This is a genomic window from Dickeya sp. NCPPB 3274 (assembly GCF_000406205.1).
Lineage (GTDB): Bacteria > Pseudomonadota > Gammaproteobacteria > Enterobacterales > Enterobacteriaceae > Dickeya > Dickeya fangzhongdai.
On sequence record NZ_CM001979.1, the window covers coordinates 4,955,421 to 4,968,745 of the forward strand.

A 13,325-nucleotide genomic window follows, 5' to 3' on the forward strand; every position below is an offset into this window, starting at 1 on the left:
CCCGGAGCTATTGTTTAATCAGAGTGTAGTTTGCTGGTGGAGAAAATAGGTCAATTCGGTGACAGTAAAATGTACGCAATATGACAGTTGTGTGACAGGTGAGTCAGAACCGGGTATGTCTGTCCGGCTGAGACAAGCATTTATTTAACAATCTATACAATACTTTCAACGAGATACTTCTATGAATCCCCAGTTCCGGTAAAATCGCTTGTCACACATGCTATTTAGACCTTGAATATGTCCGTCTCTGGCTAAAGGAGTGAAGCACAGTCATGGCAACCGACTTTGAAGACGCCTGTCATCGCCACTGGAGAGATGCAGAAATCCTGTTTCATCTGGGACGCTGGGCAAATGCCGATCATCTTTATGGCTTCTCGGCAGAGAGCGGGTTAAAAAAGTTGATGCAGGAGTTTGGTATGCCCTTTGACGCGAATAGGGACATGCCCAGTGAACGCCTCGACCAAAAACATATTGATGCTATTTGGCTACGTTACGAAACTTACCGCAGCGGTCGAAACTACCTCTTATCTTCACTAAATCCTTTCGATGACTGGAAAGCGTCACAACGTTATAGCAACCAGCAACAGTTCACACAAATTGAGGCGGAAAAACATCGCAACGGAGCCAAACAAGTCCAAAATATACTTAAACAAGCTAAAACGGACGGCGCGATATGAAAACCTTCGACCAGCTTTTGCCTACTATTGAAGGCATTCTTAAACCTCACACTGATCTTATCAGTCAGATTAAACCCGTGGCGATCAACCGAGATCTAAACGGTAAAGTCAGGTTAATCGTTGCCGAATCGCTCCAGAACAATCCCGAACATCAGGCTGCGATTGACGCGATTGCCGCACAGTTCTCAACGGAACTGGCGCCTCACAGCTTTGCGCCCGACAACACCGTCTTATATGAACCCAATGTCGAGTCGGTTTATCAACGTGCAGTCCACTTTGCACTGGCTGATGATATTCCCGGCGTCTATGTGGTTGATAGATTAGCGACGGAAAGCCGCTGGGATATGATCACACCAGAGTCTGAAGGCGCCAGCCGCATTGTCTTTTTTTCTATCAAAGGCGGCGTTGGCCGCTCAACCGCGATGGCCGCTTGCGCATGGGCGCTGGCGCAAGCTGATAAAAGAGTCATGGTGCTGGATCTGGATCTTGAGTCTCCGGGTTTATCCACCGCTTTGCTACCGGAAGACCGCCGCCCAACTTATGGCATCGCTGACTGGCTGGTGGAAGACCTGGTCGATAATGGCAACAGCCTGCTTGATGACATGATCGCCACCAGTACGCTATCCCATGACGGCGACATTTACGTGATACCGGCACATGGCAAACACCCAGGCGAATATATCGCCAAGTTGGGTCGAGTCTGGATGCCCAAAATAGATCGTAACGGCAACCGGGAAAGCTGGTCCCACCGGCTCAATCGTCTGATTGACCAGTTGGAAGAAACGATTAAGCCTGATGTGATTTTGATTGATTCACGCTCTGGAATAGATGAAGTGGCTTCCAGTTGCGTTACCGATATCGGCGCCAATACCGTGTTACTGTTTACACTGGATGGCGAGCAAACCTGGTCAGGGTATCGGGTGTTATTTGACTATTGGAATCGGTCGGGCAAGGCTGCTGATATCCGTGAGCGTTTGCAACTTATCGGTGCCATGATTCCTGATGATGAACGACGCGAGAGCTACTTTTCCGGGTTGTGTGAAAACGCTTACGAACTGTTTTCCTCCACGCTTTATGACGAAGTACCGCCGGGTGAAACAGTGGAGAATCTGTTCAGCTTCGAGATGAACGATGAATCAGCGCCACACTATCCGTGGGCGATTCGCTGGAACAGAGGATTCTCCGCACTCACGTCGCTACATTCCCGATTTGCGCAAAACACGATAGACTCCGCCGAAGTAACATCAATTTTCGGCACGTTAATCGAAGGTATATACCCAAAATAATTCGAGTTGCAGGAAGACGGCAACCGAGTGAATCCCCAGGAGCTTACTCAAGTAAGCGATTGGGGTGAGCGAGGGCAGCCAACGCACCTGCAACGTGAAGTATGACGGGTATACAGAGTCTAACCAGCTATCCCGGAGAGCATGATGAGTAGCGCAGCAGATATCCGTCGAGCCATTTATGAAACCTTACCTGCGGATACCTCATACAGCGGGTCTGCGCCGCCATTAAAACACCTCTATATCCCGCCTGCGCATTTGAAAGCGCTAAGACCGGAAAGTTTACTGGTGGTAGGCACACGCGGAGTCGGGAAATCTGTTTGGACGGCAGCGCTTGGCGATCCTGCTTTGCGTAAAGTGCTAGGTTCATCAATTCCACAATTGGATATTACAGACATTCATATCGGATTTTCAGAGCGGCCACAGAATGACGCGTATCCAGACTCAGATACATTTTCTCACCTGGTGAAGAGCGTTGATGCCTATGATATCTGGCGCACGATTGTCATATCAGGCATCGGAAAACTAACCCAACAGCCACTGTTGGCTCAACAGGCAAATTGGTCACAAAAAGTGTCTTGGGTTCAGCAACATCCAGAAGAGATTGCAGCGACCCTGTCTCAGGCCAACCAATCGTTAGAGGGGAACGGTCGCTACGCTTTGATTTTGTTTGACGCACTCGACAGACTCAGTACCGATTGGTCAATCATGGATAATATTGTCCGTGGTCTGTTACGGGTTGTGTTGTGGTTAAAACCATACAGCCGTCTCACCACCAAGGTATTCTTACGCGAAGACCAACTGGAAAGAACCGTTACCGATTTTCCTGATGCTTCCAAGTTACTTGCCACCAAAGCTGAACTATCCTGGGCAAGGCATGACTTGCATGGCCTGTTGTGGCAATACCTGATTAATGGTGAAACATCACAGGGTGATGTGCTCCGCGAGTGCTATGAGCGAACCTTGAATAAACCGCCTGAGCACTCCGACTCCCGTTTTGTGCCGCATGATGATGTAAAGCGTGAAACGCCATCACAAAGAGAATTATTTGAAGCGCTAGCCGGGCCGTGGATGGGCAAGGATCGTCGTCGTGGTGTCCCTTATGTCTGGGCTGTTAGCCATCTGGCAGACGGAAAAGGGCGAACATCGCCTCGATCGTTTTTAGCTGCTATACGACAAGCAGCCGAAGACTCAATGGAGCGGTACCCGGATTATACCTACTCGTTGCACTATGAAAGTATTAAACGAGGCGTTCAAAAGGCATCCGAAATCAGAGTCAGTGAACTGACTGAAGATTATCCGTGGGTAAGCGAGTTCTTAACACCCTTGAACGGGCTCAACGTACCCATCGATTTCAGCGTAATACAGCAGCGCTGGGATCACTCATTCCCACAAGGGATGCCGGAAAATCCAAACAAGCTACCTCCTCAGCATGCCCAGAAAGGCTGGCCGGGCCTAAAGCTGGATTTGTTAAGAATTGGCGTGTTTGAAGAACGCAACAGCGAGCGTATTGATATGCCCGATCTCTATCGTGTCGGCTTTGGGTTAGGGAGAAAAGGTGGGGTAAAACCACAAAAGTCCTGACCTAATAGTAAAGCGTTTATAAAAAAACCTCCCCATGTCTTAAGAAGCAGGGAGGTTTTTTTATTTAATTCCTACAAAAAAACCAATATGAATAATAAAAAGCACTAAAACACTAAATTACTTATATAGCCCAGCGATAAAAAACCTGTTCTATACTCAGATATGTAGCTGAAAAAACAGCGCTCTCACGTCAGGACCCAACTTCCCTACAGGATGTTTCCACTTTTTATAACCGAGCCTAGCAGACGAATTTTTCTGTTTTGTTACCAGGGGTGCAATACACTGATTTTATTTGTTTTTTTAATGGAAAACCGACAATGAAAAAACATAATACCGATGAGCAGCGCGTCGCAAAGATCAATGAATATCATTTGCTCGACTTACACTTACAGCAATCCTTTCAAAACCAGGTCAGATTGTTTGCACGAATACTGAATTTTCCGGCGGCGTTTATCTCGATTATCGATCTGGACATGCAATGGCTGATTTTCAGCGAAGGTATCGATATTGAGTGTACGACCCGGGAAGTGGCATTTTGCAATTCGGTGATTGCCACCGAAACCACCCTATCGATTCCCGATACGCTGACAAACCATCAGTTTTGCGAGCACCCGCTGGTTACCGGCGCTCCGCATATCCGTAGTTACTTTGGCATACCGCTGGTGCTCGACAAGGTCGTGGTCGGCACCCTGGCCGCCATCGACTATCAACCGCGGGCACTGGATGACACGACGCGAGAAACCGCCGCCTTCGTCGCCAGCACCACCGAAGCCCTGTTCAAGCTGCATAGTGACCAGTTGCATCGGGAACAGGAAATCCGGCTGCTGAATAACTCCTCCGTGGTGCTGATCAACTGGCAGCAAGACAACATGCTGCACATTTCCTACATGTCCCCCAATGCGCATCATGTTCTGGGTATTACCGAAGAAGACATCAGACATAACACTGCGGCGATAGAAAACTATATCCATCCGGACGACTACGAGAACCTGCTGTTTGCGCTGGATAACCATAAAAAAGGCGTGGCGAATCTGGAATGCGAATACCGCTTTTTGTCGCCGAGGGGAAAAACGCTGTGGATTCGCCAGCTTTCCATCGCCAACTACCATCACAACGGCAAACTCAGCCACGTGCAGGCGCTGCTGATCGATAACTCCCATCAGAAATACCTGCAAAAACTGCTGGTGGATACCAACAACCAAATGCGGCTGGTGCTGGAATCGTCCAGTCTTGGCACCTGGGACTGGGACCTGGGGCGGCACAATATTCGCGTCAATAAACAGTGGTGCGAAATGATGGGCGTCACGCAGGACCAATTCGACTCTTCAATGGATTACTGGCAACAGCTGATGCACCCGCTGGATCGGGAAAGAATGGTGCAGGCGGCGGAATCCTGCATCACCGGTCAGGCAACCTTGATCAACGAACAATACCGGATGCGCCACAATAAAGGCCACTGGGTATGGATTGAAACCTACGGCAAGGTGGTGGAATACAACGAAAAAGGCAAACCGATTCGGGTCGCCGGCACCCATCGGGATATTACCGAGAAGAAAAACAAGGAATTGCAGGAAGAGGCGGATAAACGCCTGCTGGAGCTGATTAACCGGGCCCAAAAGATCTTTCTGGAAAAAACCGATATCCAGGAAGCCTGCATGTCCATCTTTGACGACCTGCTTTCCATCTCTGAATCGGAGTTCGGCTTTATCGGTCAGGTCAGAGAACACGATGGGAAGAAAGTGCTGCACATCGTCGCCATTTCCAACGTCAGCTGGAACGGCGACAGCAAGAACTCTTACGATACCTTTTTGCAAAACAAACTACAGTTCACCAGCCTGGACAACCTGTTCGGGCATGTTGTGATCACCGGCAAACCGGTCATCACCAATTCGCCGCGCTCCCACTCCGCCTCGCGCGGCGTGCCGTCAGGCCACCCAATCCTGCGACAATTCATGGGGTTGCCCATCTATTTCCGTAACGAAGTGGTGGGGATGATCGGGCTCGGTAACCGCTTCGACGGTTACAATGAGCGGCAGTTGCGCTTTCTCAGCCCGTTCGTCGACACGCTGGGCTCGCTGTTCTACGCGCTGGAAACTCAGCGAGCCAGAGAAGAGCTGGAAGAAAAACTGCTGGAAATGGCCAATACCGACGCGCTGACCGGCATCCATAATCGACGCGCCTATATTCTGGAAACGGAAAAGTGCTACCGCAACCATGAGAAAAACACCGCACTGGCGATCATCGATATCGACTTCTTCAAAAAGGTTAATGACCAGTACGGCCATCACGTCGGAGACGTGGCGATTTGTCGTCTGGCGGAGATCATTACCGGCAAACTGCGTACCGACGACTTCGTCGCCCGCCTGGGCGGCGAAGAGTTCGGTTTGATCGTCCACAACGCCAATCTCGATAATGTCGATGCCATCATGAACGGGATTCGCACCGAAGTGGAAAACACCCTGTTCACGGTTGACGGCTATTCCTTCCATTTTACCGTCAGCATCGGTGCAACTTTTATCAAACACCGTAATGTTCAGAACCTGAAGGACAGCTTCGAAAGCGATATGAAGCGGGCCGACGACGCGCTGTACGAAGCTAAAAACGCCGGCCGTAATCGGGTGGTATGGAAGTAGCGGAATGAAGCCGGGAAACAAACGAACCTGAAGCAGCCCTGTATCGCTAAACACAGGGCTGACGCAGCTATTACGGCCAGCGCCGGAAAATCAACGAGGTGTTGATACCGCCAAAGGCAAAGTTGTTGGACTGGATATACTCCACGTCAAGCTGCCGGGGTTCACCGATGATGTAATCCAGATCGCCGCAATCTTCCGCAGGCTGACGCAAATTCAACGTCGGTGCGAACCATCCGGCACGCATCATCTCAATCGACATCCAGGCTTCCAGCGAGCCGCACGCGCCCAGCGTATGTCCGAAATAGCTCTTCAGTGAGGATATCGGCGTGGTGTTGCCGAAGATCGCCGCCGTAGCCTGGCTTTCCGCCACGTCGCCCCGATCGGTAGCCGTACCATGCGCGTTGATATACCCGATATCGGCAGGCGTTAACCCGGCCACCCGCAGTGCGCCTTCAATACAGACCTGCATGGTTTCACGCTGCGGCTGGGTAATATGCGCCGCGTCGCAGTTGGTGTAAAAACCGACCAACTCGGCGTAAATGGTAGCGCCGCGCGCCTGCGCATGCTCCAGTTCTTCCAGAATCAGCGTCCCGGCGCCTTCACCAATCACCAGGCCGTCTCGGCCGGCATCAAACGGCGCCGGCGTCGTTTCCGGCGCATCATTGCGCTGGCTGGTGGCGAACAGCGTATCGAAAACCGCCGCTTCCGACGGGCACAGCTCCTCGGCGCCGCCGGCCACCATCACGGTCTGATAACCGTGTCGGATCGCTTCCCAGGCATAGCCTATCGCCTGGCTGCCCGAGGTGCAGGCGCTAGAGGTGGGAATCACCCGCCCGCGCAAGCCAAAAAACAACCCGGCGTTCACCGCGGTAGTGTGCGGCATCATCTGCACATAGGTGGTGCCGGTAATATTGTTGGTGTGCTTTTCCGTCAGCATAGTGGCGAACTCGCTGACCGGGCCGGTGCTGCCGGTAGACGAACCGTAAGCAATACCGGTTTCGCCATTGGTGAGCACCGGATGGCCCAGTAGCCCTGCCTGCTCCAGCGCCAGCTCCGTCGCCCGGGTCGCCATCAGCGACACCCGCCCCATTGAGCGGATTCGCTTACGGGTATAATGCTCCGGCAACTGGAAATCCTCTACCGGCGCGCCCAGCAAGGTGTTCAGACCGTCATAAACCTGCCATTCCGGCATGCTGCGCACCGCGTTGCGCCCTGCCAGCAGTCCGCCGGCAACCTGATCCCAGTTGTCGCCAAATGCGGTGACGCCGCCCATTCCTGTCACAACCACACGACGCATTACAGCATGCCTCCATTGATTGAAATCACCTGACGGGTCACATAGCCGGCAATATCCGACATCAGATAGCCGGCCAGTCCGGCCACTTCATCAGCCTGCCCCATCCGCTTCATCGGGATGAGTTTCATCGCCTCGTCAATGACAACCGGTTCCAACTGCGTCATGCCGGTTTCGATCAACCCCGGCGCGATACAGTTCACGGTGATTTTCCGCTTCGCCAGCTCAATCGCCAGCGCTTTGGTCGCACCGATGATACCGGCCTTGGCGGCACTGTAATTAACCTGCCCGCGGTTGCCCATAATGCCGGAAACCGAAGACAACGTAATAATGCGCCCCCCCTGACGTAGGCCAATCATCGGCATGACACAGGGATGGATAACGTTGTAGAAACTGTCCAGATTAGTGTGAATCACACTGTCCCACGCCTGCTCGTCCAGCGCCGGAAACGCGCCGTCGCGGGTGATGCCTGCGTTACTGACGACGCCATAATAGGCGCCGTGTACGTCAATATCTGATTCTATCGCCGTGCGGCACTGTTCCCGCTCGGCGATATCAAACTGAATGCAGCGTCCTTGTCCGCCCAACCGGGTAATTTGTTCCAGAGTCTCGTCAGCGCCGTTCCGATCGCGGTGATAATGCACCACCACCAGAAAGCCATCCTGCGCCAGTCGCAACGCAATGGCGCGGCCAATCCCCTTACTGGCTCCCGTAACTAATACCGAACGCGTCATTAATCGTTTTCCTGCTGTAATAATCGTTGTAATTCAGTCTCGTCGGGCTGGTAGGTGTTCAGCCGGCCCGATGCAAATACTTCACCCGCAATCAGAATTTCGCCGTCAAAGCTGCCGATCTTGTCATCACGCATCAGCAGCGTGACGTTGACTTCCAGCAAGGAATCCGCCGGAAAAACAGCCTGCTGGCAACGGTAACCGCGGCCGCCCAGCAACATGCCCGGCCGGGGTTTTTCATCCTGATGCTGACGCTGATGCCAGCCAGCCCAGACGCCGACCGTCTGGGCGATAATTTCGATGCCAAACCAGGCGGGCAGATTGCCATCGGTATCAAGAAACGGCCCCAGCACGCTGCCCGGACCGACACGGACCCGGCAACAGGCGCTGTTCTGATCGACCCGGACCACCTCGTCCACCATCACCATCGGCGACTCGTGCGGCAGATAATAGTCGGCGCGGCGATAGTCACTCATCGGTTTTCCCCAGAATCAGGCAGGCGTTATTGCCGCCGAACGCAAAAGAGTTGGACAGGATCGCCGGCCGGGCCAGCGGAGCCGGCGCCGTCAGTAAACCGCAGGCCGGCAGGGCGTCATCCGGTTCGCAGTCTGAAAAATCCTGTGCGGGCAGTTGCAGCTCGCGCGTCAGCAGTAACCAACATAGCGCTGCCTCACCGATGCCCGCCGCGCCCAGCATATGTCCGGTCAGGTGCTTAGTCGAACTGCACGGCACCGCCTCGCCGAAAATTTCATGCACAACTGCCGCCTCGATCTGATCATTGAGCCGCGTCGCCGTACCATGCAGGTTGATGTACCCCAGTTCGTGCGGCGCCAGCCCCGCCTGCTCCAGCGCCATGATAATAGCGCGTCTTGCGCCCAGACCTTCAGGGTGAGGCGCAGACATGTGATGGGCATCCGACGATTCGCCCACACCCAGCACGGCAACCGCCGCCGGCTCACGGCCAATCAGCATCAGCGCGCCGCCTTCGCCGATCGAAATACCGTCGCGCTGGCGGCTGAAAGGAATGCAACGTCTGGCCGATAGCGACTCCAGGCTGTCGAACCCATTGATCGGCATACGACTGAGCGTATCCGCGCCTCCGACAATCGCCGCATCCGCCAGACCGGCTTCAATCAGCCGTTTTCCGCTGATCACCGCCCGCACGCTCGACGAGCAGGCGGTGGAGAGGGTATAAGCCGGGCCGGTTATACCCAAATACGCGGCCAGAAAACGCGAAGGATCGCCCAATTCCTGCTGGGCATAGCGATAGGTGGGTAAACCATCGCTGATAAAGCGATCGGCCTCGTCCAGCCCCGACGTACTGGTGCCCATAATCACCGCGACGCGATCGACGCCGAACCGCGCAACAGCCTCATCCACCTGCGGGCGAATCTGTTCCAGCGCCGCCAGCAGCAACCGATTGTTGCGGCTGTCATGGGCGGCCAGATGCGGCGGCACCGCCGGGAGATCCGCCAGTACGTTGCCCGTCCAGCAGATTTTATCCTGCAACAACCAGCGACTGTCAGGCCGCATTCCCGGCGCGCGCCCCGCGGCCAGGTTGCGGACGATTTCATCCGCATCGTTACCCAGCGCATTGAGCAGGCCGACGGCATGGATATAAATCATGCTAACCATCCAAATATTGAATAACGATGTGGTAGCCAAACGCGAGGTGCTTCACGCTGACCGGCTCCCGCTGATTATTGCGCTGCTGGTAGCGAATCTCGACAATCAGCTCGCCGTGGTTATCACGCAGTCGGCGGATATCGCCGTCATCTTTCAACGTCCAGCCTGCCGGCAACTGCTGCTGCCAGACCGACAACGGCCAGTGACTCAGCATGATATCGGCCAGCACCTGGCTGGCTGGCGGCAATTCCGGTAACACCAGCGACTGTTCGGTATGCACGCCGGCGGCGTCATAGGTGATGCGAAACAGGCGGATCCCCAACGATGACAGGCCGGCCAGCGACAGCTGGCGCTGATCGGCGTGCAGCAGCACCAACAACGATTGCTGTTTACCTTTGTAATTGCCCGTCAGCAATTGCTGTTGCTCCACTGCCGGCGTAATACCCGGCGCAGGCAGCGTGACCTTCACGCCAGGTTTGAGCCACGCCTGCGGACGGGGATCCGACGGTTTACCGGCGCAGGCGCTCAGCAACAGCACGGCCGCCATCAGGATCAGATTGGCTGATACTCTCATTTTCGTTTCCCTTTTGAATCCGGCAACGCCAGCGGCGCCAGCAAAAAAGCGATAAAAATACCGGCGCACAGCACGATGCCAAAACTGCTGATGGCTTGCGTACTACTGAACACCAGCATGCCCAACGTCAATAATGTGGTGCACATCGCCAGCGTCACCGCCAGCAGCGAAGTCATGGGCGTACCGCGCGGATTGCCGAAGAACAAGGTGTAATTGATGCCGATACCCAGCACCAGCACCAGCGCCAGCAATGAAAACAGATTGAAAGGGTGCCCGCTGAACGCCAGCACCGCCACGCTGCCCAGCAACGACAACACCGACGGCAGCACGCTGATCACGCCGCGGCGGATGCCCAGACGCAGCACATAACTCAACGCGATCACGCCGACGGCAACCGCCAGCAAGGCGCCAAGAATCATACGATACAGGCCAAACAGCTGATCAAACGTGCTTTTACGATCGATCCACACTACCCCCGGCAAATCCTGCGACAGTTTTTCCAGCCTGCCGCTGTCTCGCACGCCATTCACCGGCACTAACACGCCGCTGGCGCCATTCGGCAACGTTAGCCACAACAACCGCCAGCCTTCGCTAAGCGGGCCGTTGAGCCAGGCTTCCGGAGTCACCGTCATCGGCCGGATGTCCGGTTCGCCCAGATTAACGCCGGCATCATGCAGGCGGGACATCACGACAGGCGCGGCGCCGGCGATCAGCTGTACGTCCTGCTGTTGGCGCTGCTGGGAATTGAGCGGCAACAGGCGATAGGATGAGAAATAACGGTTTTGCCGCGCCGCTTCCAGTGCAGGCGCTAGTTGTTCCAGACGCTGCAGTGTCTGCTCCGGCGAATCGCCATACACCATAAACCAGGTCTGGTCGGCCTGCTGACCGGTCAGCGCGCTGATTTGACGCTCCTGCTGCATCAGCGACGGCGGCAGCGACTGCAACTGTGCGATATCGTCGTTCACGTCAATGCGCAACACCCCGATCACGCCGACGACCAGCACCAGACCGGGGATACCCCAACGCACGCGCGAATTACGGCGCCAGGCCGCCAGCCACCGCCCCATCAGCACCATCGCCGGTATCGGCCGCACCGGCAAACCACGCGCCAGAAACGGGTACCAGGCAATGACCGTCAGGCACGACGCCGTCAGCCCCGATGCGGCAAACACCGACAACTGCCGCAGGCCGGGGAACGGCGCCAGCACGATGATCAGGTAAGCCACCACGGTAGTGGCGAGCGCCAGCAGCAACGCCGGCAACACCTTACGCAAACTGTCCAGCGGCGACACCGCGCCGCCGTGCACCATGCGTTCCGTCAGGTAATACAGGGTGTAATCGGCAGAAATCCCCACAATGCTGAGGCTCATCACCAGCGTCATCAGGTGTATTTCGCCGAACAACAGCAGCGTGCAGACCGTACCGGCCAGCGCGCCAATCGCTACCGACAGCGCGCATAAGGCCAGCGGCCGGGCGGAGCGGAATACCAGAAACACCAGCAACAGCACGCCAGCCACCGTGACGGAGCCCAGCGTCGACACATCGTGCCTGGCCTGCTGGCTGGCGTAGTCGCTGAACAACAGCGTACTGCGGGTCAATACCTGTGATTGCGGAAACGCCGTGCGCAATTCGCCCTGAAATCGCTCCAGTTTTTCCACTAGCTGACGCCCGGCGGTCATATCAAACGCACTGCCGCCCGGCAGTTCGCCATGCAGGAAATACCAGGTACGCCCTTCCTTGTCCCTGACCGTCAGCCACCCTTGCGTCAACCCCATCTGACTGGCCTGTTGTTGCAGCGCCAGCTGAGAGCCCCTCACCAGCAATAACGGGTCATGCGTCAGCTCCATGCCGCTGACGCCGGCAAAGGCGGAATAAAGTTGCGACAACACCCAATCGGCCTGAGCATCACCGCCCTGCTGCAAACGCTGGCGGGTGGCGCTATCTATCAGTCCGTTGCGATGTTCAAAGGCAAAACGGCCCCATGCTTGTTGCTGTTGCGCGTCCACCGGTCCGTTGACCTGTTTCAGTTCAGGCAGTGAGCGCAATTGCTGCAACCAGCGTTCGGCCACCGCCGGATCTGCCTGATCTCCCGCCGTCACCAGCCACACCATTTGCCGGTCGAGCCGCTGCATGAATCCTTGCTGAAGTTCAGGCGGCGCTTTGCCCATCGTCTGGCCCGGCAACAGAGCCAGCACGCTGCTGTTGATTCTTGATTGCGGCCACAGTAACGCCAGCGCCAGCAGCAACAGAACGATGATCGCCCCCCAGGTTATCGCCGCGCGACGATGCCAGTCAGAAAACGAATCGGGTCTGCTCGTCATCGCTTAACACCTGGGGAGTAATACGCTGATTGCTCAGGATGATGCGGGTCATATCTCCCTGACGATCGTCGATCACGATCTCGTCGAGAAAGGCTTGTCCGTTCAGGGTAATGGCATTGAACAGCTTATCCAGCGGAGAAACTGTCGGGGTCAATACCAAACGCCAGCGCTGTTGGCCCAGGTCGTTAAAATCGACCCGGAAATTCTGCTCCAGCACCTGGCGGTCGGCCTGAAACAGCGCCCGCAACAAATGGTTGAACTGGAACATCTGCGGCTGACTTTCCGCGGTGACGATCTGCGGCGGCTGACCGTTCATCACCTGCACCATACGCTTGTCATCCAGCACCAGCGTCATCGGGAAGGGTTTGGCCTGATGCCACCACAGCCCTTTCTGGCGGGCAATCAGCATCGCGCCGCTCGATTTAAGCGGCTGCGCCATCCCATTGATTTGCCGCATCTGGGTAAAATCGGCACGCACCACCGGCTGGCTGCTGAAGCGCTGCTGCAATTCATCCAGCGTAACTGCTTGCGCCGTCAGGCTCAGAAGCGTCATAACGGCCAGCAGAATAGGCCTTACCATGTTGATCATCTTCACGTTGATC

The 13,325-nt window shown here is 55.3% G+C and carries 11 protein-coding genes; 4 read left to right on the plus strand and 7 right to left on the minus strand.

All coding sequences use genetic code 11. The features are described from left to right. The first annotated feature begins 272 nt into the window (after positions 1-272). The 4 genes from DXX3274_RS22120 to DXX3274_RS22135 all read left to right on the plus strand — a co-directional run bounded on the left by DXX3274_RS22120 (position 273) and on the right by DXX3274_RS22135 (position 6,177). Positions 273-677: an SAM-dependent methyltransferase gene (locus DXX3274_RS22120; RefSeq protein ID WP_084478853.1), complete on the plus strand. Its 405-nt coding sequence runs from the start codon at positions 273-275 to the stop codon at positions 675-677. Next, a complete protein-coding gene (locus DXX3274_RS22125; RefSeq protein WP_042861753.1) occupies positions 674-1,963 on the plus strand; it encodes a KGGVGR-motif variant AAA ATPase in 1,290 nt (429 codons plus the stop codon). Before DXX3274_RS22120 ends, DXX3274_RS22125 begins: the two co-directional genes overlap by 4 nt. A gap of 141 nt (positions 1,964-2,104) precedes the next feature. Then, positions 2,105-3,544 carry a hypothetical protein gene (locus DXX3274_RS22130; RefSeq protein ID WP_042861754.1) on the plus strand — a complete coding sequence of 480 codons (1,440 nt, stop codon included), beginning with the start codon at positions 2,105-2,107 and terminating at the stop codon, positions 3,542-3,544. Between the two features lie 317 nt (positions 3,545-3,861). Continuing rightward, complete coding sequence (locus tag DXX3274_RS22135) at positions 3,862-6,177, plus strand: diguanylate cyclase (protein WP_042861755.1); 2,316 nt, start codon at positions 3,862-3,864, stop codon at positions 6,175-6,177. A gap of 70 nt (positions 6,178-6,247) precedes the next feature. On the opposite strand, the gene DXX3274_RS22140 is transcribed toward DXX3274_RS22135, so the two are convergent. The 7 genes from DXX3274_RS22140 to DXX3274_RS22170 are packed head-to-tail and all read right to left on the minus strand — an operon-like array spanning position 6,248 to position 13,303. After that, a complete protein-coding gene (locus DXX3274_RS22140) occupies positions 6,248-7,474 on the minus strand; it encodes a beta-ketoacyl-ACP synthase (protein WP_038664015.1) in 1,227 nt (408 codons plus the stop codon). Beyond that, on the minus strand, positions 7,474-8,205 hold the full coding sequence (locus DXX3274_RS22145; RefSeq protein ID WP_042861757.1) for a 3-ketoacyl-ACP reductase FabG2: 732 nt from the start codon (positions 8,203-8,205) through the stop codon (positions 7,474-7,476). The genes DXX3274_RS22140 and DXX3274_RS22145 overlap by 1 nt, the downstream gene beginning before the upstream one ends. Further along, on the minus strand, positions 8,205-8,678 hold the full coding sequence (locus DXX3274_RS22150) for a hotdog family protein (RefSeq protein WP_042861758.1): 474 nt from the start codon (positions 8,676-8,678) through the stop codon (positions 8,205-8,207). Before DXX3274_RS22150 ends, DXX3274_RS22145 begins: the two co-directional genes overlap by 1 nt. Continuing rightward, positions 8,671-9,828 carry a beta-ketoacyl-[acyl-carrier-protein] synthase family protein gene (locus DXX3274_RS22155; protein ID WP_042861760.1) on the minus strand — a complete coding sequence of 386 codons (1,158 nt, stop codon included), beginning with the start codon at positions 9,826-9,828 and terminating at the stop codon, positions 8,671-8,673. The genes DXX3274_RS22150 and DXX3274_RS22155 overlap by 8 nt, the downstream gene beginning before the upstream one ends. A 1-nt stretch (position 9,829) precedes the next feature. Further along, complete coding sequence (locus DXX3274_RS22160) at positions 9,830-10,402, minus strand: DUF3261 domain-containing protein (RefSeq protein ID WP_042861761.1); 573 nt, start codon at positions 10,400-10,402, stop codon at positions 9,830-9,832. Next, a complete protein-coding gene (locus DXX3274_RS22165; protein ID WP_042861762.1) occupies positions 10,399-12,723 on the minus strand; it encodes an MMPL family transporter in 2,325 nt (774 codons plus the stop codon). Before DXX3274_RS22165 ends, DXX3274_RS22160 begins: the two co-directional genes overlap by 4 nt. After that, positions 12,695-13,303 (minus strand): outer membrane lipoprotein carrier protein LolA, encoded by a 609-nt coding sequence (locus DXX3274_RS22170; RefSeq protein WP_042862288.1) that lies wholly within the window; start codon positions 13,301-13,303, stop codon positions 12,695-12,697. Before DXX3274_RS22170 ends, DXX3274_RS22165 begins: the two co-directional genes overlap by 29 nt. Between the last annotated feature and the right edge of the window lie 22 nt (positions 13,304-13,325).